The sequence below is a fragment of the Providencia sp. PROV130 genome, from assembly GCF_028482225.1.
In the GTDB taxonomy this organism is placed as follows: Bacteria; Pseudomonadota; Gammaproteobacteria; order Enterobacterales; family Enterobacteriaceae; genus Providencia; species Providencia rettgeri.
This window is the reverse complement of sequence record NZ_JAMPQC010000022.1, coordinates 16,808-41,060: the sequence shown is the minus strand read 5'-3', so window position 1 is coordinate 41,060 and position 24,253 is coordinate 16,808. Positions and strand designations below refer to the sequence as shown.

At 40.7% G+C, this 24,253-nt stretch carries 25 protein-coding genes; 15 read left to right on the top strand and 10 right to left on the bottom strand.

Going from position 1 to position 24,253, the window contains the following annotated elements; all coding sequences use genetic code 11:
• Positions 1–58 precede the first annotated feature (58 nt).
• From PSF28_RS15315 to PSF28_RS15300, 4 genes are all read left to right on the top strand, one after another.
• Positions 59–1,723, top strand: a complete 1,665-nt coding sequence (locus PSF28_RS15315) for an LTA synthase family protein (protein WP_210836483.1) — start codon at positions 59–61, stop codon at positions 1,721–1,723.
• 220 nt (positions 1,724–1,943) lie between these two features.
• The gene (locus tag PSF28_RS15310; RefSeq protein ID WP_210836480.1) at positions 1,944–2,945 is read left to right on the top strand and encodes an NAD-dependent epimerase; all 1,002 of its coding nucleotides are present in this window, start codon (positions 1,944–1,946) and stop codon (positions 2,943–2,945) included.
• Positions 2,946–2,989: 44 nt separating this feature from the next.
• The gene (locus tag PSF28_RS15305) at positions 2,990–4,156 is read left to right on the top strand and encodes a nucleotide sugar dehydrogenase (protein ID WP_210836479.1); all 1,167 of its coding nucleotides are present in this window, start codon (positions 2,990–2,992) and stop codon (positions 4,154–4,156) included.
• Positions 4,157–4,356: 200 nt separating this feature from the next.
• A complete protein-coding gene (locus PSF28_RS15300) occupies positions 4,357–5,061 on the top strand; it encodes a lipopolysaccharide core heptose(II) kinase RfaY (RefSeq protein WP_210836477.1) in 705 nt (234 codons plus the stop codon).
• Between the two features lie 49 nt (positions 5,062–5,110).
• Here PSF28_RS15300 and thiM read toward each other — a convergent pair whose 3' ends face one another.
• Entirely contained in the window at positions 5,111–5,881 is a 771-nt protein-coding gene (thiM, locus tag PSF28_RS15295; protein WP_272685300.1) for a hydroxyethylthiazole kinase, read from the bottom strand.
• A 77-nt stretch (positions 5,882–5,958) separates the two neighbouring features.
• Positions 5,959–7,032, bottom strand: a complete 1,074-nt coding sequence (locus tag PSF28_RS15290; protein WP_272685319.1) for an ROK family protein — start codon at positions 7,030–7,032, stop codon at positions 5,959–5,961.
• Between the two features lie 318 nt (positions 7,033–7,350).
• Between PSF28_RS15290 and PSF28_RS15285 the strand changes: the two genes are divergently transcribed.
• The 3 genes from PSF28_RS15285 to PSF28_RS15275 all read left to right on the top strand — a co-directional run bounded on the left by PSF28_RS15285 (position 7,351) and on the right by PSF28_RS15275 (position 10,407).
• Positions 7,351–8,169 carry a purine-nucleoside phosphorylase gene (locus PSF28_RS15285; protein WP_272685299.1) on the top strand — a complete coding sequence of 273 codons (819 nt, stop codon included), beginning with the start codon at positions 7,351–7,353 and terminating at the stop codon, positions 8,167–8,169.
• A 67-nt stretch (positions 8,170–8,236) separates the two neighbouring features.
• The gene (locus tag PSF28_RS15280) at positions 8,237–9,154 is read left to right on the top strand and encodes a DMT family transporter (RefSeq protein WP_210836469.1); all 918 of its coding nucleotides are present in this window, start codon (positions 8,237–8,239) and stop codon (positions 9,152–9,154) included.
• A complete protein-coding gene (locus tag PSF28_RS15275) occupies positions 9,151–10,407 on the top strand; it encodes a nucleoside permease (protein ID WP_210836468.1) in 1,257 nt (418 codons plus the stop codon). The genes PSF28_RS15280 and PSF28_RS15275 overlap by 4 nt, the downstream gene beginning before the upstream one ends.
• A gap of 76 nt (positions 10,408–10,483) precedes the next feature.
• On the opposite strand, the gene PSF28_RS15270 is transcribed toward PSF28_RS15275, so the two are convergent.
• The 5 genes from PSF28_RS15270 to PSF28_RS15250 all read right to left on the bottom strand — a co-directional run bounded on the left by PSF28_RS15270 (position 10,484) and on the right by PSF28_RS15250 (position 15,395).
• Positions 10,484–11,107 carry a GntR family transcriptional regulator gene (locus PSF28_RS15270; RefSeq protein ID WP_004906871.1) on the bottom strand — a complete coding sequence of 208 codons (624 nt, stop codon included), beginning with the start codon at positions 11,105–11,107 and terminating at the stop codon, positions 10,484–10,486.
• Positions 11,108–11,269: 162 nt separating this feature from the next.
• Positions 11,270–12,061: a carbon-nitrogen hydrolase family protein gene (locus PSF28_RS15265; RefSeq protein WP_210836466.1), complete on the bottom strand. Its 792-nt coding sequence runs from the start codon at positions 12,059–12,061 to the stop codon at positions 11,270–11,272.
• 9 nt (positions 12,062–12,070) lie between these two features.
• The gene (locus PSF28_RS15260) at positions 12,071–12,718 is read right to left on the bottom strand and encodes an RraA family protein (RefSeq protein WP_272685298.1); all 648 of its coding nucleotides are present in this window, start codon (positions 12,716–12,718) and stop codon (positions 12,071–12,073) included.
• Positions 12,719–12,762: 44 nt separating this feature from the next.
• Positions 12,763–14,073, bottom strand: coding sequence for an MFS transporter (locus PSF28_RS15255; RefSeq protein ID WP_117162976.1), 1,311 nt, complete (start codon positions 14,071–14,073; stop codon positions 12,763–12,765).
• Positions 14,074–14,531: 458 nt separating this feature from the next.
• On the bottom strand, positions 14,532–15,395 hold the full coding sequence (locus tag PSF28_RS15250; protein ID WP_102140562.1) for a YicC/YloC family endoribonuclease: 864 nt from the start codon (positions 15,393–15,395) through the stop codon (positions 14,532–14,534).
• A 123-nt stretch (positions 15,396–15,518) separates the two neighbouring features.
• Here PSF28_RS15250 and rph point away from each other — a divergent pair, with 123 nt between their 5' ends.
• Together rph and pyrE are read left to right on the top strand one after the other, a co-directional pair.
• Positions 15,519–16,232: a ribonuclease PH gene (gene rph, locus PSF28_RS15245; protein WP_102140561.1), complete on the top strand. Its 714-nt coding sequence runs from the start codon at positions 15,519–15,521 to the stop codon at positions 16,230–16,232.
• Positions 16,233–16,344: 112 nt separating this feature from the next.
• The gene (gene pyrE / locus PSF28_RS15240) at positions 16,345–16,989 is read left to right on the top strand and encodes an orotate phosphoribosyltransferase (protein WP_102140560.1); all 645 of its coding nucleotides are present in this window, start codon (positions 16,345–16,347) and stop codon (positions 16,987–16,989) included.
• 50 nt (positions 16,990–17,039) lie between these two features.
• Here pyrE and slmA read toward each other — a convergent pair whose 3' ends face one another.
• From slmA to coaBC, 3 genes are all read right to left on the bottom strand, one after another.
• Positions 17,040–17,639: a nucleoid occlusion factor SlmA gene (gene slmA / locus PSF28_RS15235; RefSeq protein ID WP_004906897.1), complete on the bottom strand. Its 600-nt coding sequence runs from the start codon at positions 17,637–17,639 to the stop codon at positions 17,040–17,042.
• 217 nt (positions 17,640–17,856) lie between these two features.
• Positions 17,857–18,312 (bottom strand): dUTP diphosphatase, encoded by a 456-nt coding sequence (dut, locus tag PSF28_RS15230; protein WP_272685297.1) that lies wholly within the window; start codon positions 18,310–18,312, stop codon positions 17,857–17,859.
• Positions 18,299–19,510 carry a bifunctional phosphopantothenoylcysteine decarboxylase/phosphopantothenate--cysteine ligase CoaBC gene (gene coaBC / locus PSF28_RS15225; protein ID WP_210836462.1) on the bottom strand — a complete coding sequence of 404 codons (1,212 nt, stop codon included), beginning with the start codon at positions 19,508–19,510 and terminating at the stop codon, positions 18,299–18,301. The genes dut and coaBC overlap by 14 nt, the downstream gene beginning before the upstream one ends.
• 180 nt (positions 19,511–19,690) lie before the next feature.
• Between coaBC and radC the strand changes: the two genes are divergently transcribed.
• The 6 genes from radC to rfaP all read left to right on the top strand — a co-directional run bounded on the left by radC (position 19,691) and on the right by rfaP (position 24,228).
• The gene (gene radC, locus PSF28_RS15220; RefSeq protein WP_004906900.1) at positions 19,691–20,359 is read left to right on the top strand and encodes a RadC family protein; all 669 of its coding nucleotides are present in this window, start codon (positions 19,691–19,693) and stop codon (positions 20,357–20,359) included.
• Positions 20,360–20,633: 274 nt separating this feature from the next.
• Positions 20,634–20,870, top strand: coding sequence for a 50S ribosomal protein L28 (gene rpmB, locus PSF28_RS15215; RefSeq protein WP_004265123.1), 237 nt, complete (start codon positions 20,634–20,636; stop codon positions 20,868–20,870).
• Positions 20,871–20,881: 11 nt separating this feature from the next.
• Positions 20,882–21,049 carry a 50S ribosomal protein L33 gene (rpmG, locus tag PSF28_RS15210; RefSeq protein WP_004265124.1) on the top strand — a complete coding sequence of 56 codons (168 nt, stop codon included), beginning with the start codon at positions 20,882–20,884 and terminating at the stop codon, positions 21,047–21,049.
• A 198-nt stretch (positions 21,050–21,247) separates the two neighbouring features.
• Positions 21,248–22,312, top strand: coding sequence for a lipopolysaccharide core heptosyltransferase RfaQ (gene rfaQ / locus PSF28_RS15205; protein ID WP_272685296.1), 1,065 nt, complete (start codon positions 21,248–21,250; stop codon positions 22,310–22,312).
• A gap of 1 nt (position 22,313) precedes the next feature.
• Positions 22,314–23,438, top strand: a complete 1,125-nt coding sequence (locus tag PSF28_RS15200) for a glycosyltransferase family 4 protein (protein ID WP_272685295.1) — start codon at positions 22,314–22,316, stop codon at positions 23,436–23,438.
• Positions 23,431–24,228, top strand: a complete 798-nt coding sequence (rfaP, locus tag PSF28_RS15195; protein ID WP_102140555.1) for a lipopolysaccharide core heptose(I) kinase RfaP — start codon at positions 23,431–23,433, stop codon at positions 24,226–24,228. The genes PSF28_RS15200 and rfaP overlap by 8 nt, the downstream gene beginning before the upstream one ends.
• The last annotated feature ends 25 nt before the right edge of the window (positions 24,229–24,253 follow it).

Sequence of the window (24,253 nt, the reverse complement as noted above, 5' to 3'; positions counted from 1 at the left end):
TAATCCGTTATAGTAGTGCCTCATAGCAACCTCCAATATTAAACTTGTGGTAAAACTAATGAAGAAAAAGTTATTTGCAGGCTTTTATCTGGCATTGATCTTTATTGGCTCCCTTTTCTTAGTCTTTGAAAAAGGTAGTGTAATTTATCCTGCACTCATATCGGTCAGTGTATATGCCGTTTTATTCGGTATTTTAATGGTGCTAACAGCCCGCTGGTTATTTTCTGCGATTATTACCAGTACATTATTTATCATCATTAAATTCCTGAACCAGTTAAAAGTTCATTATTACAAAGAACAACTCTTCTTTAGTGATATCAATATCATGACGGACACTTCCAATATGGGCACCTTGGGCCATTACTGGTTAGCGGGCGTCGCATTGGTTGGGTTCCTTATTTTATTAGTCATTAATGGGGTTATTAGCTGGCGGTTGATCAAACCAAGCAAATCAAAGATGACTCGCGTCATTGGTGTCGTTCTTATTGTTGCAGGTTACTTTGGTATTAACTTCACAAGCTCACATTATTATGACAGATGGTCCCAGACGTTGCCAAAAGGCCGAGGGACAGTGACCAATATTATTATGTCAGCACAAAATGCGAGTTATCAATCCCCTGAATTTGCCGGTTCAGCCGATTACTTTGTGGAAAAAGCGGCCTCTATCTCCCTAGAAAATAATGCGGTATCAGAAAAACCAGACATCGTTTTATTACTACAAGAATCTACGGTTGACCCACATATTTATGATTTACCTGAAGGAACCAAGCTTCCCGATTTATTTATGTTCCAGCAAGATAATGGCGTAAGTGCGCATAGTCAGATGCGGGTGCAAACTTTTGGTGGGGGAACTTGGTTATCTGAATTCTCCGCCCTAACTGGCTTAAATAGCGATGATTTTGGTGCACAAAAAAGCGGTGTATTTTATTTTATCGTTGACCACCTTAAAAATAGCTTATTCAAAGAAATGAAGGCCAACGGTTATTATACCGTGGTACTTACCCCCTTTAATAAAGGTGCATACCATTCCGGCCATGCCTATGAAACGCTTGGGGTTGATAGAATTATTCAACCACAAGAACTTGGCTACCCAGGAAAATTACAAGATAACTTATGGACGATCAGCACCGATGATATGCTGAAATACGTAAAAGAAATCTTAGCTCAAGAAACAGATAAACCTGTATTTATTTTCTCTCTTACCATGTATGAACATGGCCCCTATAAAGAGAGTCATAGTGATGACTATGGCATAAAAGATAAAATTAAAAATCCAGATGCTGCAGGTGAATTTAGCCATTACATGGACAAAATCGTCACTTCAGATGCATCAATACGTGATTTTGCAGACTTTATTGAAAAACGTGAGCGTCCGTTGATGTTTTTATATTTTGGTGACCATCAACCAGGCATTAGTTTAAATCAGTATGATTCTTCATTTTCATCCCCCGCTTATTTAACACAATTTACCTTACGGGATAATTTGAAGTCAGGCGCGGTGATAAAAACGGGCCAGTTAACTGATATTTCCTTCTTAGGCGGTATCTTATTGGAAAGGGCAAATTTAAAAATTTCTCCATTTTATGAGGCCAACATCAAGATGCGTCACTTATGTGATGGCAAGCTGAATGATTGTGAAGACCAGAAGTTACTGGATAGCTACCGTAACTATGTTTATAAAATTTTAGATGCAGCCAATGCCAATAAAGGCGATATTCATTAGTATGTGATTATCAGCCGTAGATATTTACGGCTGATACCTTCTTTTTATGATTCCCCACCTAAAATATTAATATTTTCTTAAAATTTATTATTTTTTACGCTTTCTGGTTTTCATAATAAAACCATTTGTTATTTTTTTTGTCTTAATTCTAGTTAATTTTTCTGTGACTTAGGTGCTCATTTAGAGCTTTAGAATGGTTTAACGCTAGAAGACAATCAATATGAAATATTTGGTTACGGGAAGTGCGGGTTTTATTGGTTTTACGCTTTGCCAGCGTTTATTAGAGAATGGGCATGAAGTTGTCGGAATTGATAACTTAAATGCGTATTATGATCAGGGGCTTAAACAATCCCGTTTACATTTATTGGAGCAGTTCCCTTTATTTCGCTTTATTCATCTTGACCTCACTGACCGTGAAACCGTTCGGGTATTGTGTACCCAAGAACAATTTGACCGAGTCGTTCACCTAGCGGCACAAGCGGGCGTTCGTTACTCGTTGGAAAACCCATTTGCTTACGCAGATAGCAATTTGACTGGCCACCTCGCTATTTTGGAAGGCTGCCGCCAGGCAAAAGTGAAGCATTTGGTCTATGCCTCTTCAAGTTCGGTGTACGGCGTAACCGATAAGACGCCATTTACCACAGACATGGCAACCGATCACCCTATTTCACTGTATGCGGCAACAAAGAAAGCCAATGAATTAATGGCACACTCATATTCACATTTATACCAGCTTCCAACGACTGGATTGCGCTTCTTTACGGTTTACGGCCCATGGGGGCGCCCAGACATGGCTTTATTCAAATTTACGAAAGCTATTTTGGCGGGCGAGCCTATCGATGTCTATAATAACGGCAATCTCAGCCGTGATTTCACTTTTGTTGATGATATTGTCGAAGGTGTGATCCGTATTTCAGATATAATTCCACAAGCAAACCCGAATAACTCTTCGGCATCACCAGCAGAAAGCAGCGCGCCATATCGAATCTATAATATTGGTAATGGGCAGCCCGTTAAGTTGATTGAATTTATTTCTGCACTGGAAAAAGCACTGGGTAAAGAAGCGATTAAAAACTTTTTACCCATGCAAGCGGGTGATGTGTACACCACTTGGGCGGATACAGAAGACTTGTTTAATGTAACAGGTTATCGCCCACAAGTTTCTATTGAGCAGGGTGTTCAAGCATTTGTGGATTGGTATCGTTCTTATTACCACCAATAATATCAATAAGCTGTAACATCCTTAGCAGGATTTGAGAGGCAAGTTTGAAAATAGCAATCGCAGGAACCGGCTACGTCGGCCTATCTAACGCCATGTTGCTGTCACAACACCACGAAGTGGTCGCCGTGGACATCATCCCTGAAAAAGTGGCGATGTTAAACAACCATCAATCACCGATTGTTGATGCAGAAATTGAGCAGTTTTTAACGGAAAAGACCCTCAATTTTCGTGCTACAGAAGATAAAACAGAAGCCTACACAGGGGCTCAGTACGTGATTGTGGCGACACCAACTGACTATGACCCCAAAACCAATTATTTTAACACCCAGTCAGTTGAATCTGTTATTCATGACGTGAATGGCATTAACCCTGAAGCGACTATCATCGTGAAATCCACTATTCCGGTGGGCTTTACCGCGCGTTTACGTGAAGAATTTGGTTATACCAACGTGATTTTCTCTCCTGAATTTTTACGTGAAGGCCGCGCTTTGTGGGATAATTTGCACCCGTCCCGTATCGTGGTGGGAGAGCGTTCAGAGCGCGCGAAAATTTTTGCGGATTTACTACTTGAAGGTGCGATTAAAAAAGACGTTCCCGTATTATTTACGGATGGCACCGAAGCCGAAGCCATTAAGCTGTTTGCCAACACCTATTTAGCGATGCGTGTGGCATACTTTAATGAGCTCGACACCTATGCAGAAAGCCGTGGTTTAAATGCACGCCAAATTATTGAAGGGGTATCTTTAGACCCACGTATTGGCAGCCATTATAACAACCCTTCATTCGGTTACGGTGGTTATTGTTTACCAAAAGATACCAAACAACTGTTAGCTAACTACGATGACGTGCCAAATAACTTGATTAACGCCATTGTGGAATCAAACCGTACCCGCAAAGACTTTATTTCCGATGCGATTATTGCTAAAGCACCACGTAAAGTCGGTGTTTATCGCTTAGTCATGAAAGCGGGCTCTGATAATTTCCGTGCCTCTGCGGTACAGGGTGTGATGAAGCGTATCAAAGCGAAAGGTATCGAAGTGGTGGTGTATGAGCCAGTCTTAAAAGAAGAAGAGTTCTTCCGCTCTAAAGTTATTCGTGACTTAGAGACTTTCAAAGCAGAAAGCGACATTATTTTAGCCAACCGGATGGTGCCTGAGCTGGAAGATGTGGCAGAGAAAGTCTATACCCGCGATTTATTCGGTAACGACTAAGCGGTTTTTATGAGAGTAAGTTGGCACTATGGTGACTTGCTCTCATAGATAGAGCTGTACAGCTTTTCTAAAACCTTACCAATTTTGTGGTATATCGCACAACTTACCTATTTTTAGACGCCATTTTGCAACAATCGCTAAGAAATGTCGTTTGCCATTTGCTAGCATCCGTCAATTGATTAAAAATTGGCTATTTTGTTATGCAGAATATCATAAAAAAACAAAGAGACGGTTTTATCACCTTTCAAAAAGAAGGTGAGATAGATTTTTGGCAAATTGTTAAAGATTATATTGATGGGAATGTCACGGGTAAGAATTTAAGCAGCGGAAATATTGATAGAAGTGTTGCTCGTATTCATATAAATGGGCAAAACTATATTATTAAATGTGAGAAAGAACGTGATAAGCGCATTGAAAAACGGTTAATGCGCATTGTTTCAGGCCCTTTTTACTCTCAGTTATTAATGCGATTAGTCTCTGCTCAAAATAAAGGTTGTATGGTAACCAATGACATCTATTTCGTTGCTGAAAAAATGGTCGGTCGTGAGTCAGTAGAAACATGGATTATTGCGGAATATGTGGAAGGAACGGTTTTATCTGAACTGGATGATATTACGCCTTACTATGCAGAAATGAAGTCTGTCATTAACCAATTACATAACTATGGTTTATCTTCTAATGATATCCATGCAGGGAACTTTGTTGTCACCAATGAGGGGCTAAAGGTTATTGATTTATCAGACTATGGTAATTTTGCTATTTGCAAAGCGAATGATTTAATTGCATTACAGCGTTTTTATGATATCGAGCCTGATAGCAAAAATTTTGCTTATCGTTTTATTCGTTTTAGAGATAACTTTCGCCATTGGTCAAGAAAAATAAGAGGAAAAAAAACTCGGCTTTAGTGCGCTATGCCAAGTTTTCATTACAATAAAGTTATCAATGACAACAAAGCTATTGATAAAGCGCATCTAAAAATTCAGGGATAAAACTGCCTGTCCCATGGCAGCGCTGGGTTGCGGTTTCTCCGGCTTGCTTCATGATAGCGCAAGCAGCGGCAACATTTTGCAGCCTGTCACCAGGTAGAGCACAACAGGCAGCAACCACCGCAGAAAGAGCGCATCCCGTACCGACCACCCGAGTCATTAAAATATGGCCGCCAATCACCGCAAAGGAGCGTGTTCCATCGGTGATGTAATCCACTTCACCGCTTATCGCAACAATAGTCTTAGTTTGTCTCGCTAATAATTGTGCTGCGGGGAGTGCATCATCAGTGGAGTTAAGGGAATCAACGCCTCTGCCACCTGCACTGCTTCCTGCTAACGCCATAATTTCAGAGGCATTACCGCGAATAGCGGCAGGCTTGAGTGTCAACAATTCATGGCAAAAATGTGTACGAAAGCTGAGCGCACCTGCAGCGACAGGGTCAAGTACCCAAGGTTTTTGTGCTTGATTGGCACTGTTAACCGCACATTTCATCGCATATCGACGCTCTGTTGTTAATGTGCCCACATTAATGAGTAAGCCATGTGCGATAGCGGCAAACTGCTCCGCTTCTTCGGGTTCAATCACCATGGCAGGGGAGCAGCCGAGTGCTAATAAGACATTGGCAGTGAAGGTCTGAACAACATCGTTTGTCATGCAATGAACAAGAGGGGATTGAGAATTAAGTTGCTGTAGTACCAGTGATTTTGTCGTGTTACTGATGTGTTCAAATTCTAACATGATCCCCTCATTAATAGTGATAGAGTATAGGTTTGTTGATTTATTCTACACTCTATCTGTTTTAATGAAAGAACCGCTTAATCAGCAAGGTACTTCTCCATTACCATTCCACCAGCACCCTGAGCAACAATTTCATATGAATCATTGGCGGGATAAATGCGTGTCTTAATATGAGGAAAAATAGCGAGTTTTTCTTCAATCGACTTTTTGGTCATCTCAAAAAAGTGATTTTTAGGTGTTAGGGTGCCACCGCACACCACCACATCGGCTTGAGTCGTTAAAATAGCATTAGCGATGGCGATACCATAATAATAGGCCGCTTCACTCAGCGCTTCGAGGCACAGGGCATCGTCCAATGTGAGAGCTTGGAAAATAGTATGGTAGCTAATTTCAGACTCATTATTAACTAACTCATTGATTATTGAATTTTTACCCAGCCTGAGTTGCTGGATCACTCGTGATTTAATCGCAGACAGTGAACTATATTGCTTTAAACAGCCAAATGACCCACATTCACAGCGCTGGCCATTAATATCAATCGTTGTATGGCCAAAGGCTTGAGCTGTACTAATGGGGGCCGGAGCGTATTGGTTATTGATGATGGTGCAACTGCGAATATCAGTATCACAAGTTGTGAATAAAAATCGTTGACTATCAGAAGTATAGCGCAAACGATACTCAGCAAAAGCCGCAAAACTAATCCCACTTCCGAGTAACACAAAGCAAGGAACTTTACTGGAAATGTAGTCGTGAAGTTCTTTTATTCTTGCGTGGTATTGATGATATGGCAGTTTATCACGTTCTAAAATATGGTCGATGGCGATGCCGATACCCAACAAGCTTTCTACGCTAAGTCCATGTTCAGCTAATAAAATATCTAATTTGTTGAGCAGATGAACTATCATATTTTCTGCGGTTTCTAGATGCTCATATTTCACTTTTACCATACCTAAAATGTCCAATTTTAGGTTTTGCAAAACAATCGTTGAATATATATCACTCATTTCAATGCCAACAAGATAACCATCTGCGGCATTAATATTATAGAGGATTGGTTTACGTCCACCGGTCGACTCTCCGAGCTCAGAAGTCGAAATTAAGTGATTTTTCCCCAATTCGTCGAGTAACCGAGCACAGGTTGCTGGCTTCATGCTAGCGAGTGATGTCAACGTCTCTGCCCTAATGGGGCCGTGGTTTAAAATTAACCGGTAAAGAGTTTTGAGTTTTTGTGTTTTTGAATTTTTTGAGGTGCGAAATTCATTTAATAGTGTATGTAACAAGCGCCTCGCTCCTTTTCATTCCGACTCTATCGATAAAGACTAGCAAATATACGCATAAGATTCTGCTTCATGTGACACATCATATCGAAATACTTTTTATTAAAATGAGATTAAGATCGCTGTTCTGTTTCTAAATTGCTTTATGATCGATTTTAACAATTTTTAGTCGATGTCAATTTGGAGACAACCATGCATCATACAAAAGATATTCTAGAAAGCTTGAGTTTTATTCACTCTCGTACAGATATTAAACCAACAGTGGGTATTATTCTGGGTTCAGGACTCGGCCCATTCGCGGATACATTAGAAAATGCAGTGCATATTCCTTATAGTGAAATTCCACACTTTGCCAAATCTGAAGCAGTAGGGCATGCCAATGAATTGGTGATCGGTACCATCGCAGGTAAAAATGTGGTTGCCATGAAAGGCCGTTTCCACTACTACGAAGGCTTTACCCTTGACCAGGTCACTTTCCCTGTACGTTTGATGAAAGCGTTGGGTGTCGAAAAATTGATTATCACCAATGCCTGCGGTGCGGTAAATACCGACTTCAACCCAGGTGATCTGATGATTATTACCGATCATATTAATTTAACTGCAAATAACCCACTGATGGGGCCAAATAACCCTGAATTAGGGGTGCGTTTCTTGGATGTCAGTGAGGTGTATAACAAAGAATTACGCCAAACAATCAAGGATGTAGCGGCTGAACAAGGTATTTCTGTCCGTGAAGGTGTTTATGCATGGTGGACAGGCCCAACTTACGAAACTCCTGCCGAAATTCGTATGATCAGAACCTTAGGCGCAGATGCTGTTGGTATGTCTACCGTACCAGAAGCTCTGGTTGCTCACCATTCACAAATTAAAACAGTAGGCATTTCCTGCTTAACTAATATGGCTTGCGGTATTTTAGAACAGCCTCTTAGCCATGATGAAGTTATTGAAACAGCAGAGAAAGTTAAAGCGACCTTCTTGAAATTAGTAACAGGTGTGATTGAGCGCTTCTAGTTTTTTAGATTCTTTTTATCAAAATAATATAAAGATGGCCATGACGCTAAATAAGGTGAATATTGAAATGAAATTTAAAGGTCTAATTTTAGTTTCTTTAGGCGCTTGTAGTTATGGCATCCTTTCAACACTCGTCGTGTTGGCCTACCGCGCAGGGTATTCCTTGAATGATGTTATCGGTAGCCAAACGGTATTAGGTGCGATTTTACTGTGGTTTTTTGTTGTCGCAGGCGCATTAGTTAAAAAAGTACGTCTAGTATGGCCAACACGCCGGCAAGGCCTATTAATGTTACTCACTGGGACGACAACCGGGTTAACCGGGCTTTTGTATTATGCATCATTGCAATATTTATCCCCTGCACTTGGTGTCGTACTCTTTTTGCAATTTACATGGATGGGGGTTGCAATTAACGCATTTATTGACCGCAAAATTCCTCCCGTAATGACCATGGTGTCAGTTGTGGTGATATTAATTGGGACAGTATTAGCGACAGGCTTGTTAAACAGCTCAGGGATCGTGTTTCACTGGCTTGGTGTGCTATTAGGATTATGTGCAGCATTATCGAACGCTATTCGTGTTTATGTCAGTGGAGCATTAGCGGTTAAAACAGATCCTATGATGCGTTCTGCAATTATGGTAACAGGGGGCGCAATTTTGACATCAATTGTTGTTCCGCCAACATTCTTATTGAGCGCATCAACGTTTCAATCTCTATTTTTCTCATATGGATTACCTCTGGCTTTCTTTGGTTCTTTCTTCGGTATGTGGATGTTTGCCAAAGGTACTCCACTGATTGGTACCAGTTTAGCGACCATTGTTAGCTCAATGCAGTTACCTGTCACGATTTTATTATCCGTAACGGTATTGCATTTACCTCTTGAATTCATTCAGTTTGTTGGTGTTGCTGTCATCCTTATGGGTGTTGCCATTGCTGAGTTGAAAATAAAAACAAATAAATATAACTCCAAACGGAGCCTTGTATGAATATTAAATCCCGCTTGAAAATCATGCTTTTCCTGCAATATTTTGTTTGGGGAAGTTGGTTAGTTACACTCGGCTCGTACATGATGAAAACATTGAGTTTTTCAGGTGCAGAAGTCGGTATGGTGTATAGCTCAAAGGGTATTGCTGCCATTTTAATGCCTGGGCTTATCGGAATCATTGCAGATAAATATATTCCAGCAAATCGTTTATATATGATTTGCCATTTGATTGGGGCTGCTGCATTGTTTTATGCCGCAACAGTCACAAGTTCAACTATCATGTTCTGGGTGATGTTAATTAATGCAATGGCCTTTATGCCAACAATTGCACTCTCAAATAGCATTAGTTATTCATCATTAAGTCAATATCAGCTCGATTCAGTGAGTAACTTCCCACCTATTCGTGTGTTTGGTACGGTAGGCTTTATTGTTGCAATGTGGAGCATTAGCTTATTGAAATTTGAGCTAAGTAGTATGCAGCTTTATATTGCAGGTGGTTGTTCATTGCTTTTAGCGCTTTATTCACTAACTTTGCCAAAAATTGAAGTTAATAAAAAAGCGATTTCAAGTAGCTGGATCAGTAAGCTAGGTTTAGATGCTTTGGTGTTATTCAAAAAGCCCATTATGACGGTATTTTTCTTATTCGCTATGTTACTTGGCGCCGTTTTACAAATTACCAATACGTTTGGTAATCCATTCTTGCATGACTTCGGCCTGAACCCGCTATACCAAGATAGTTTGGTGGTACAGTATCCATCGATATTATTATCGATCTCTCAGATGGCTGAAGTGTGTTTTATCTTAGCAATTCCATTTTTCTTGAAACGCTATGGCATTAAAACGGTCATGTTATTAAGTATGTTCGCTTGGACACTACGCTTTGGTTTCTTTGCGTTTGGCGACCCATCAGCCATTGGTTTGATGTTCTTGATCATGTCGATGATTGTTTATGGCTGCGCATTTGATTTCTTTAATATTTCAGGCTCTATCTTTATTGAAAGAGAAGTGGATACACGTATGCGCGCGAGTGCCCAAGGCTTATTCATGACGATGGTTAACGGTGTTGGGGCCTATTTTGGAGCGATATTAAGTGGATTGGTTGTCGACTATTACACAGTGGATGGTATTAAAGATTGGCAAATGATTTGGTTAGTTTTTGCTTCTTATACTGTTGTATTAGCAATAATCTTCCAATTTACGTTCCATTATCACCATGATAAAGACGCAGCATTGAAAGAAGCCAAATCTAGCTAAGATAAATCGTTATAAATAATATTCAATTTAAGAGAAAACCATAAATTTGGTTTTCTCTTTTTTGTTAGTTTTAACATTAAACATAATTACGTTTACCGCGTAAAATATGCTCAGTCAGCGTTTCTTCCGCAAGGGTAAATTCTTTTGCTTTGAGTTGCTCAACCAATTGCTGATGTTGGCGTGTAGATTCATAATAATATTCATTGCGATAAATAGGGTCGGGCTGAAAATAGACTCGCTGGCGAATATTGTCCGCTAAATCTAAGAAAACTGAGTTATCCAATAATTCTAAGAAGAAACGGTGGAATCGTTCATCTTCTTTTATCCAACCTTGATAGTCATTTTCCTTCAATAATTCATTTTGCTGCTCAATAATGGCCTCTAAAATAGAAAAATGCTCATTAGTTAAATATTCACGCACTAATTTAATTGCATGAGACTCAATTGCTAAGCGTAAATCATAATTATCTCGAGTCTCTTTTAACGATAGTTTCTGAATAAAAACACCTTTTCGAGGGATAATTTTGACTAAGCCTTCATTTTGCAATTGATATAAGGCTTCGCGAATTGGGGTGCGGCTCATACCGAGTTCTTCAACTAAGCTATTTTCAGAGGTATAACTTTCCTCTCCAAATTGCTTACTGAGAATTTTATGCTTAATTGCGGTATAGGCTTGTTGGCTTAGTGGTTTATCTTTCATCAGGATTTTGTGTTAATAATAGAAATTTTAGTGAGTATAGAAAGGAATAGACTGGTATACAAGTAATGCACTAGTTTTATATTATTTAGGGCGCTGTTAAATTTTGGTGGGTAATTGAACTTAACTTGTTGAATAAACCAGCATCCTTGCCAGTTTTTTAGACTAATACAGTTCAGGGCGCCGGTTTTGCATGCAAGGTAATTTTTCTCGTGTTTCTGCCGTATGCTGCGTTGATATTTCAGCAAAAAATAGTGTTTCATCGTAGCCAGCAGAGGCAATGGTTACGCCAAGCGCATCACAAACAAGGCTGCGGCCAATAAAAATGTTACCAGTTTGGTCACATGCACAGACAGGAATTGTGTTCTCCAAAGCGCGTGCTTTAACTAATGTTTGGTAATGCTCCTCTTTAAGCGGCCCACTTACCCATGCCGTAGGAACGAGTATAAGGTCTGCGCCAGCTAAGGTTAGTTTTCGAGCAACTTCTGGGAAACGCAACTCATAACAGACTAAAACGCCAATTTTGCCAAATTCAGTTTCCACAGGTTTTAACGCATTATTACTTTGAATAATGTTGAGGGATTCCTGATATGAGAAGGCATCGTACAGGTGTGTTTTTTGGTAATGATAGATAAGCTCACCTTGGCGGTTCAACATAATTGTTGTGTTGAATGCTCTTTTCGGCTCATTCGGGGCACTTTCATAAATTCCACAAGTCACATAAATACCGCATTGTTTAGCGGTTTTTGCCAACTCAGAGACAAAAGGACCATCAACAGACTCTGCGACATCGGCATAGCTAATACCGCTATCTGCAGGAACGAATGCCATAAACATTTCCGGCAATAGGACGAGGTCGGCACCGCCTTGAGCGGCTTTTTGTATGGCGTCACAGGCCTTTTTTAAATTTAGAGCTTTATCTGGGCTACTGGCAAGCTGAGCAATTGCAATTTTCATGGAGTCTCCTTATTCAAAATATTTAGCTGCACCTGAAATCGCTGCTAATGTTTCACCAGCATCAATACGTTTTTTAACATCAATTTCAGCATGCTGAGCATTAAGGGCTCGTTGGCGATATTCTTGCAGGGTAACCTCATCGGCGACTAAAATGCCATCACCATCTGCGATGATTAAATTACCGGGATGAATCGTTACGCCATCTATACTAATTGGCACATTAATTGCGCCTTCAATACCTAAGATTCGCGTCGTCAACGGGCTCACTTTACGTGCATAAATAGGAACACCAATCTCACGTAATGCTTTGATATCAGTGACACAACCATCAATAACTGCGCCAGCAATTTTCTTTGCCCGTGCCATGTAAGAAACCATTTCGCCCCAACAAGCACGATCATAATCCCCAGACATATCGATACAGACAACATCGCCTTCTTGCACGATGTCGAAAACCTTATGTACAGCAGATGAATCCATATGTGGAATACGTACAGTTACAGCATTACCAATAAATTGGCATTGTTCAATTTGTGGGCGTAATGTTTTGAGAAAACCGAAGTCAGTCATGTGTCCAATAGTTGACGGGCAAACATCATGGCAACTTTCGATAACTTCTGGGCTAAAACAGGCAACTCGAGGATTTAATGTAAACATAGGGACACCTTTATTTATTGAATATAATGTGTTTTGGGTAAAAATTAGTCAGGGTTAACGGCAGCAGCTAAAGGTTTATCAGGCTGAATGAAAAACCAGCAAACAATCGCTAAACTGATAGGTATCACATTGAAAAGTAAAGCGACGGTCCAACCAAAATGCTGTGCAAGCCAGCCACATAAAATAGGGGAAATAACACCACCGAGATTACCCCACAAGTTCATCCATCCACTGACAGAGCCAGCATATTGGCGGCCTTTATCTGCTGCGATTGCCCAAGAGGTCACAACTGGTAATCCTAGAGAACCGAGCGCAAGGGTTAGCCATGCAACACTGGCAATGGCACTTTCAGTTTGAGCTGCGCCGCAAATCCCCACGATAAATAGAATAAAACCGGCAATCGCGATATAGCCCCTAGCGACTAACTGCGAGTACCCTTTGTTGAGTAACCAATCAGAAATTGAGCCTGCAGTGAGTACTGCGATACAAATTGCTAACCAAGGAAAACTGGCGGCTACGCCCATTTGGGTTAATGAAAAGCCTCGAGCTTCTTGTAAGTAGGTGGGTAACCAAATCATGAATAAAGTGGTCATATAGGCAACAAAAAAATATTGGAAGCCAACAGCCCAGAAAGGACGTTCTTTCATAAATTTGCGCCAAGGGGCTTTAACATCAGTACCGCCTTGCTCACTAATTGTTCGGCCTTCATGGATGAATGCGATTTCACTTTGAGAAATTTTAGGGTGTTGCTCAGGCTTATTTCTGGCAAAAAAATACCAAACCATGCCGATAAGAATGCCAATCACACCAAATATATAGAAAACGGCATGCCACCCGAATGAAATCATAATAAATACGGTAAGGGTGGGGGCAATCACAGGCCCAAAATAGGAACCGGCAAGTAGGAAGCTAGCGGCTCGTGCCTTTTCGTTTTGGCGAAACCACCATGTATTAAAAACGGCATTTGCAGGGTAGAGCGGCGCTTCTCCAACGCCGAATAGGAAGCGTACGATGCATAGCCAAATATAGGTAGGAGCCACGACAGTTAAGATGGTAAATGCAGACCAAATATAGAGGCTAATAGTCGCGATCAGTCTGCTACCAAACCGTTCTGCAAGTATACCGCTTGGGATTTGGGCTAGTGCATAGCCAAGAGAAAATAATGCCCCCAAAAAGCCAAATTGAACTTTGCTCATTCCTAAATCGGTCATCATATGTTCGGCCACAATGGAAATATTGGCGCGGTCCATATACGCAATCAAACCGATAATAAAAAATATTGCTGCTAATCCCCAACGTAAACGCCCTGGTGAGTCTTTCGTTGTTGGTGTTACAACAGAATCATTATGTGACATAGAGTTACCTTTTTATTGGTTTGTCGAGGTAATCAACCTTATTGTATTTATATTGAATTCAACTTGTATACAAGATGGATGTTAATAAGCAGTTATTGAGGTGTCAAAGATCTGTTTTGTTATCTGTGACTGAACTCAAAACATTTGATTGATTTATGAGCGAGATCTTATTTTTAGGAAAATAGATAGGTAATAAATTTTATTATGAAAAATCAAGTTGTTATGATTTCATGGGAAACGATTTAATCGACGTTACTAATTATTTGAGAAAGAATAATTAATACTGCTTCGGTATAAATTTTTTAATATCGTCGAAGGGTTGTTGTGGAATATAGCTTCAAAAATCGTGACAACTAGCACCTATTTCGAGTAAATATTGAGAATATCTCCCCAAAAAAAAAGCCAAACGATAATTAAGGTCGATTGGCTTTTTATGGATTAAAATCATCAAAGAGTGATTATTCAATATTTTGAATTTGTTCTCTCATTTGCTCGATTAATACTTTGAGTTCAACTGCAGAGGTTGTAACTTCGCTATTAATTGATTTTGACGCTAGCGTATTAGCTTCGCGGTTGAATTCTTGCATCATAAAGTCAAGGCGGCGACCAGTTGCCTCTTTTTTCTTCAAGATGTTACGCGTTTCTTTAACATGAGCTTCTAGTCTATCCAGTTCTTCTGCAACATCAACACGTTGAGCCAATAGAATAAGTTCTTGTTCCAGGCGGTTGTTATCCACTTGAATATCAGCTTCTTCTAACTTATTTTGTAAGCGTTCGCGTTGCCACTGTAAAATTTCTGGCATATGTTGACGTACTTTTGCGACTTCAACTAAGACGCCATCAAGGCGCTGTTCGATGAGTGTATGCAATGAAGCACCTTCAGCTTCACGGCTTTGAATGAAAGCATCAATAGCTTCATCTAAGCCCGCCAGTAATTGCTCGCTGATGATATCTAAATCTTGTTCGCCTGCTGACATCACACCCGGCCAACGCAAAATTTCTAATGGGTTTATTTCACCTTCATGGCTGTAATTTTTAACCCAATTCGCAGCACTGATTAATTGGCGTGCTAATTGTTCATTTAGGATTAATTCACCACGATTTGCACCGTCTAACTCAAAGCGTAGACTACATTCTACCTTTCCACGTGTTAGGCGAGAACGCAGACGTTCGCGAATGACGGGCTCAAGGCTTCTGAATTGCTCAGGTAAGCGAATATACGTTTCTAAATAACGTTGGTTCACGGAACGCAGCTCCCAGGCCGCATTCCCCCATTCACCCTTGATATCCCGACGGGCAAAAGCGGTCATACTACGGATCATAATTCGTTCCCATTATCGTAAAGATTTAGGGGATTATAACGCTATGCAGGATGACAGGATAGGCATTATCGCTTGAACAACGTATAATGCGTCCCAATTTGAGTTGATAATGGAGATAACACCATGCGCCCAGCAGATAGACAAGCAGACCAAATGCGCCCGATTACCATCACGCGCAACTATACTAAGCATGCAGAAGGCTCTGTTCTTATTGAGTTTGGCGACACGAAGGTGTTATGTAATGCAACTGTTGAAGAAGGGGTTCCTCGCTTTTTAAAAGGGCAGGGGCAAGGTTGGGTTACAGCGGAGTATGGCATGTTACCGCGCGCAACAAACTCACGTAATCAGCGTGAAGCTGCACGAGGAAAACAAACAGGCCGTACGATGGAAATCCAACGGTTAATTGCTCGTTCTTTGCGTGCAGCGGTTGACCTTAAAAAATTAGGTGAATACACCATTACTTTAGACTGTGATGTTATTCAAGCGGATGGCGGTACACGTACAGCCGCGATTTCTGGTGCTTGTGTGGCACTTGTTGATGCGCTGAATAACATGGTTGAACAAGGTAAAATTGCAAAAAGCCCACTAAAATCAATGGTTGCTGCCGTTTCGGTTGGAATTGTAAACCAAGAGGCTCTATGTGACCTTGAGTATATTGAAGATTCTGCAGCGGAAACCGATATGAATGTTGTCATGATGGATGATGGCCGAATGATTGAAGTGCAGGGCACTGCAGAAGGCGAACCGTTTAGTCATGAAGAGTTATTAGCCTTATTGGCGTTAGCTAAAACAGGTTTAAATACCATTTTTGAAGCTCAGCGAGAAGCGCTGAAGTAAGTTAATCATTAATTAGGCGGCTGAAAAGTCGCCTTTTTTATGCCTGCTGGTTCATCAACGAGTGTGCCAGCTTTGAGAATAGATAAATAATCATCAACGAGGAGAATGACCAATGAAAGCCTATCAGCGCGATTTTATTGAACTTGCCATGAAAAAACAGGTACTTAAATTTGGTGAGTTTACGCTGAAATCAGGTCGTAAAAGCCCTTACTTTTTTAATGCGGGGTTATTTAATACAGGGCGTGATCTGGCACTTGTCGGTCGTTTTTATGCACAAGCATTACAAGATAGCGCAATTGAGTGTGATGTCATTTTTGGTCCAGCGTATAAAGGGATCCCCATCGCAACGACGACAGCGGTAGCACTTTCTGAGCACCATGACATCGATATGCCATACTGCTTCAACCGCAAAGAAGCTAAAGACCATGGGGAAGGCGGCGTGTTAGTAGGAAGTCCTTTACAAGGGCGTGTTGTAGTAGTTGATGATGTGATTACCGCAGGGACGGCAATTCGTGAATCAATGGAAATTATTAAACAACAACAAGCCACGTTGAATGGTGTTCTGCTATGCCTTGATCGCCAAGAAAAAGGGAAAGGTGAAATTTCAGCAGTACAAGAGGTTGAGCGTGATTATGGTTGTAAAGTTTACTCAATTATTACCATGAACGATTTAATCACCTATCTTGCTGAAAAGGAAGGTATGCAGGAACATTTAGCGGCTATGAAGGCTTATCGCGAACAATACGGAATTGAATAAAAAAAAGCCCTCGCCCAATGATGGGCGGGGTGAGTAGTATAAATAATCGGTTATTGTAACTGAGCTAGAATTAAAGGCCAGCGCGATTCAAACTCGACGGTTGGCCGATAACGAAACTCAGAACGCACAAAACGAGAGAGCATCCCTTCACAAAAGGCTAGTAACTGAGAAGCAAGTAATGACTCATCATGAATAAACCCATGGCCATCACGTATTTTTTTCTCTTTTAACACCTGCCGTAATTGTGATTCTATACGTTCAAATAATTGGTTAATACGATCTTGCAGCCTATCTTGCTCAAACATTAGAGCATGGCCTGTCATTATACGCGTTAGCCCAGGGTTTTTCTCAGAAAACCCAAGTATTAGGGCAAGTATTAGTTTAATTCTAATTATCGTATCTTTTTCATCAGTTAAAATCAGATTAATGCGCGAAACCAATGAGTCTTCAATAAACCCAATAAGGCTATCGAACATTTTCATTTTACTTGGAAAATGACGATATAGCGCGGCTTCTGATACACCAACCGTAGCAGCAAGTTTTGCTGTTGTAATACGTTGGCTGCCATCACTACTTTCTAACATTAACGCAAGAGCCTGTAAAATCTCATCACGTCTGTTACGTTTTTGTGTTATCGCTTTTTCTGCCATGTCTAATAAGACCCCTGCTAAAACAGCAAAACAAACTATCCAAAATTTTGCTCTTAGTAAAGAGAGTTTCGAAGCAAAATGGATTTAAAAAATGTTTAAAATATAAGTAATGTTGAGCAAGCTTCCTGAAAGAAAATATGCGGCTGATTGTTTTTATTCATAAAGATAGAACCTAATTTAGGTTCTATCTAGCATATTAGTTATCAGGATATTCTATTTATTGACGGCCAGAATGACCGAAACCGCCAGTTCCACGCTCAGTTGCGTCAAAATCATCAACAATATTAAATTCCGCCTGAACAACTGGGACAAACACCATTTGTGCCATGCGTTCGCCAGGTTCAATGGTAAAAGCTTTGTCACTCCGGTTCCAGACAGACACCATGAGCTGGCCTTGATAATCGGAATCAATGAGGCCAACGAGGTTGCCCAGTACAACGCCATGTTTATGACCTAAACCGGAACGAGGTAAGATGACCGCAGCAAGACTTTCATCTGCAATGTGAATGGCTAAACCTGTTGGAATAAGCTCTGTTTGACCTGGTGCCAAATCGATTGGTGCATCAAGGCATGCACGTAGGTCTAAACCAGCAGAACCAGTGGTGGCATAGGCTGGTAGAGGAAATTCATTACCGATACGGCTATCAAGGATTTTTAGGTCAATTTTTTTCATAACGTTGAAGTATCTCGTCAAGTAAATAGTGGCTTAATTCGTTTTTATTACAGTGAGGCAAACGGATATCACCGTTAGCATCAAAAAGATGTAACGCGTTGTTATCGCTATTAAACCCGTTGTCTGCTAGTGAGACGTCATTGGCACAAATGAGGTCGAGTTGCTTTTGTTGTCGTTTTTGGCGTGCATATTCTTCCACATTTTGGGTTTCAGCTGCAAACCCAACAACATATGGCCTATTGTGTTTTAGGCTTCCGACACTAGCCACGATATCTGGATTTTTGATAAGTGTAATCGAAACTTCATCACCTTGTTTTTTTATTTTATTTTCAGCAATGTTTTTTGCGCGATAATCTGCAACTGCAGCGCAACCAATAAAAATATTTTGTTCAGCAATGGTTTGATGCACTTGTTCATACATCTCTAAGCCACTCATGACATCAATCCGGTTAACCCCTTCTGGTGTTTCAATATTTACAGGGCCCGCAATCAAAGTGACGTCGGCACCACGTTGACTGGCTGCTTTAGCAATGGCAAAACCCATTTTCCCCGAACTATGGTTACTAATAAAGCGAACTGGGTCTAGCGCTTCCCTTGTTGGGCCAGCAGTGATCATTAATTTGATGCCTTGTAAGTCGAGTTTAGGGGTAAAAAACTCACTGGCTAGACGAACAATTTCTAGTGGGTCAATCATGCGACCAGGGCCAATATCACCACAGGCTTGGCTGCCTGCATCTGGCCCCCAAATCATACATTGGCGTTGTTGCAGTTTGATTAAATTTTCTTGAGTTGCTTTTGCTCGGTACATTTGTTGGTTCATTGCTGGCACAAGTGCAATCGGTGCTGCGGAAGCAAGGCAAACTGTTGTGAGTAAGTCATTTGCCATTCCTGCACTGAGGCGAGCAATTAAATCCGCAGTAGCAGGCGCTAGAATAATAAGGTCAGCCCATTTAGCGAGTTCAATATGTCCCATAGCCGCCTCAGCGGCTGGGTCTAGCAGGTCATCAGAAACAGGATGTCCTGAAACGGCTTGCAAGGTTAAAGGCGTAATAAAGGCTTTTGCACCTTGAGTCATCACAATACGCACAATCGCACCTTTATCGCGCAAACGGCGGGTGAGTTCAGGGATTTTGTACGCAGCAATGCCCCCACTAATGCCAATAACTATCTGCTTACCTAATAGTGACAGTTGATTCATTATTTTTATCCAATTCGGTCAACATGGGAGGCATATTACCACAGAGAAGCGCGAGGTGGCGCGCTCGATTTTTCATCACAGTACTATTTTTGCGAAGCGCTACGCAAACCCTTATGAGAGCGGTTGTGAATGTTTTTTAGCCTAGATAAAAAGGAAGCAAGAGATTTAGGGACAAAGAATATGATGAGTGAACATCTAGACCTACCACCAAGAGAAAAGCTACTCGCATACGGGGCTGCTGCGTTATCTGATGCTGAGCTGCTCGCTATTTTTCTGCGTACAGGGAGTCAAGGCGAACCCGTTTTACAGCTTGCGAAGCGTTTAATACAGGAGTTTGGTTCAGTATATTTGCTTCTACAAGCAGACTACGAAAAACTCAAGCAATGTAAAGGAATGGGGAGTTGTAAATTTACCCAATTACAGGCGGTGAGTGAATTAGCTCGCCGTTTTTTCTCTGAACAATTTTTACATGAAGATGTGATGACTGGGCCTGAGCAGTTGAAAGCAAAGTTGTTGGATTTATTTGCAGGGCAAGAGCGTGAAGTTTTTGTCGTGATATTTTTAAATAATAAAAATCAAATTATTTGTCATGAAGAGTTGTTTAAAGGTACTTTAAACAAAGTTGAAGTTCACCCCAGAGAAATCATTCGCTTTGCCATAAAAATGAACGCAAACGGGATTATACTCGCCCATAACCATCCATCAGGTAACCCGGAACCAAGCGTAGCAGACAGGCAAGTGACAGAGCGTATCCAACGTGCTTGTACTATTATGGGGATTAAACTGCTTGACCATTTTGTCGTTGGCCATAAGCAATGTGTGTCATTTGTGGAGCGAGGATGGCTATAAAATTATTTTTTTGCCTAAAAAATGACAACTTTCTTTGCGTTGGGCTTGAGTGAAAACGATGGAAAGCGTATACTACGCCACCTTTAAGGATCTTGGGTTTGGCGAGAAGGGCCTATCTCAGTAAATTTTTACGTTTTAGTAAAGTAAATCTTTATTTAGGTATCAACGGTTTTTTCAGTCAATGAAAGTTTGCTGAGATGGGCTCCTAAGCCTGACGAGGCGGCCATACCCAGAACAAAAAAGCTCGAGCTGATTAGATTTTTGGAGAATAGACATGTCACGAGTCTGCCAAGTTACTGGCAAGCGTCCAATGAGCGGTAACAACCGTTCACACGCATTAAACGCGACCAAACGTCGTTTTTTGCCAAACCTGCACTCTCACCGTTTCTGGGTTGAGTCTGAGAAACGTTTCGTAACACTGCGTGTATCTGCTAAAGGTATGCGTGTTATCGATAAAAAGGGTATTGATGCTGTTCTTGCTGAACTGCGTACCCGTGGTGAGAAGTACTAAGGAGCTAAAAAATGGCTAAAGGTATTCGCGAGAAAATCAAGCTAGTCTCTTCTGAAGGTACAGGTCATTTCTATACCACTACGAAGAACAAGCGCACAATGCCAGAAAAACTGGAACTGAAAAAATTCGATCCAGTTGTTCGTAAGCATGTGATCTACAAAGAAGCAAAAATCAAATAATTTTGCTTTCTGCGTTAAAAACTCAGCTTCGGCTGAGTTTTTTTTTACCTAAAATTTGGGCTGTCGCGGATATGCGCATTCGAAGCTATGACCATGATTATGAAAGTAGTAACATAGTGAGTATTCATTGAATTAATAATGATATTTGTTGTCGAATGACTATTGTCTTTTACATATAGACTTGATTAAGAGTGCCTGGTGAAAAAACAGTTTAAAAAAATTCTTGTGATCAAGATGAGGTTTCATGGGGACATGTTGCTGACAACACCCGTTATCAGCTCATTAAAACACCGATATCCTGATGCTAAAATTGACGTTTTGCTTTATCAGGATACTATCCCGATTCTCTCTGAAAATACTGAAATTAACGCTTTATACGGCATGGCGGGGAAAAAAAGTAGTGGCCTAAGTAAAGCATGTAATTTTATTAAGCTACTGCTAAAGCTGCGTAAAAATAAATACGATTTAGTTGTTAACCTCGCAGATCAGTGGATGGTGAGTGTATTAGTTCGGGCTATTCCTGCTGACACAAAAATTTCCCATCAATTTACCCATCGAGATTCTAAATACTGGCGTAATAGTTTTACGCATTTGACAGAACCTGAAGGCGAACACGTTGTTCTGAATAACCTATCAGTGCTCAAGCCGTTAGAAATAAAAGAATTAAAAACACATCTAACGATGTCTTATTCAGAGCAGGATTGGAAAAATATTGATGAAAGGTTACTAAGCTTAGGTGTCCATAGCAGCTATGTCGTTATTCAACCAACAGCGCGCCAAGCTTTTAAGTGTTGGGATAATGAAAAGTTTTCAGCGGTCATTGATGCATTGCAGTCTCGTGGTTATCAAGTAGTTTTAACTTCGGGGCCGAGTAAAGAAGATTTAGAATGTATCAGTGATATTGCAAATGGCTGCCAAACAACGCCTGTTACTGAGCTTGCAGGAAAGACTTCATTTCCAGAGTTAGGCGCACTGATTGCTCATGCCGCTTTATTCATCGGTGTTGATTCAGCACCGATGCACATTGCTGCTGCAGTCAAAACACCAATTGTGTGTCTTTTCGGTGCGACAAATCATATTTTTTGGCGGCCTTGGAGCGATAATAGTGTGCAATTCTGGGCCGGAGACTATGAACCTATGCCTCCGCGAGATGAACTTGACCGCAGTAAAAAGTATTTATCTATTGTCCCTGCATCCGATGTAATTAAAGCCACCGAGAAAATATTGCCGATGAATATTCGCTCTATGATGACAAGGTATTAACATGAATCTGGCATTTTGCTTATATAAATACTTTCCGTTTGGTGGGTTACAGCGGGATTTTCTACGTATTGCAACGGAATGCCAATCACGTGGGCATCAAGTACGTGTCTATACCCAATCATGGGATGGTGATAAGCCTAGCGGCTTTGAAATTATTATCGTGCCGGTGACATCAAAAACGAATCATGGGCGAAATGCACAATATTGTGACTGGGTGTTGGCACATTTAAAGCAGCATCCTGCTGAGCGGGTAATTGGTTTCAATAAAATGCCAGGGCTGGATGTGTATTATGCAGCAGATGTCTGCTATGCCCAGAAAGTCGCTGAAGAAAAAGGTTTTTTTTATAAGCTGACGCCTCGTTACAAACACTATGCCGCATTTGAAAAAGCTGTTTTTGCAGTGGGAAAACCGACACAATTACTCATGTTAACGCCACATCAAATTCGTCATTTCAAAAAGCATTATGGAACTGAAGAAGGACGTTTTCATATGCTGCCTCCCGGCATTGCCCAAGATAGAAAGTATGATAAACAAATTGCAGATGCTAAAAAAGTTTATCGTGAAAAAAATCAAATAGCTGAATCTGCATTTTTAGTATTGCAGGTGGGCTCTGACTTCAAACGTAAAGGTGTTGACCGTACCATAAAAGCCATTGCGGCATTGCCCGATGACATTAAGAAAAACACGCTATTGATGGTAGTCGGCCAAGATAAACCGGTGAAATACCAACAGTTAGCGAAAACGTTAGGAATCGGCTCACAAGTCTCTTTCTTTAGTGGACGTAATGATATTGCAGAATTAATGGCTGCAGCCGATATATTAATGCATCCGGCTTATCAAGAAGCTGCGGGTATTGTGTTATTAGAGGCAATTACCGCGGGTTTACCGATTATTGTCACAGAAGTGTGTGGATATGCTTCATTTATTAGCCAAGCCAAATGCGGTATTGTGGTAAATGAGCCCTTTGAACAAACGGTTCTGAACTTGGCTCTAAAAGATAGTTTAAAAAATCCGGCTCAATTAGCACAATGGGCAAGTAATGCGCGATATTTTGCTGATACAGAAGATTTGTATAGTTTACCAGAAAAAGCCGCAGATATTATTTTAGGGGAAGCGAATGATTGAGTTAAAACCCCCTTTCAGTGAATTGTGGAAGAATAAAGATCCATTTATCGAGGCGGATAAGCTACAAGGTGAAGTTTTTCGTGCGTTAGAATCGCGTAAAACTCTGCGTTTTGAACTTGAGGGGCGCAGTTATTTTGTGAAAATTCATTATGGGACGACACTAAAGGAAGTTCTTAAAAATCTATTTTCTTTTCGGTTGCCGGTATTAGGCGCTGACAGAGAGTGGAATGCTATTCATCAGCTGACTCAAGTGGGAGTTGACACGATGAATGGTCGAGCTTTTGGGCAAAAAGGGATTAACCCTCTTCGTCGCCACTCCTTTATTATTACTGAAGATTTGACTCCGACGGTGAGTTTGGAAGATTATTGTGCAAATTGGCTAGATAACCCGCCAACTTTTAGTACCAAACAAATGATTATTCGTCGAGTTGCGAAGATGGTGCGCAAAATGCACGCAACGGGTATTAACCATCGTGATTGTTATATTTGCCATTTTTTACTGCATTTGCCATTTACGGGAAATGAAGAACAGTTAAAAATATCAGTAATTGATTTGCACCGAGCACAACTCAGAAATTCGGTTCCAACCCGTTGGCGCGATAAAGATTTAATTGGTTTATATTACTCATCATTAAATATTGGGCTTACTCAGCGTGATATTCTTCGTTTTATGAAAATCTATTTTGGTTTATCGCTGCGAGTTATTTTGCAACAGGAAAAACGTTTAATCCACAAAGCGGGCTACAAGGCTAAACGAATCGAAAAAAGAAGTGAAAAGTATCGTTTATAACTAGTGTATGGGTTACATGAATATA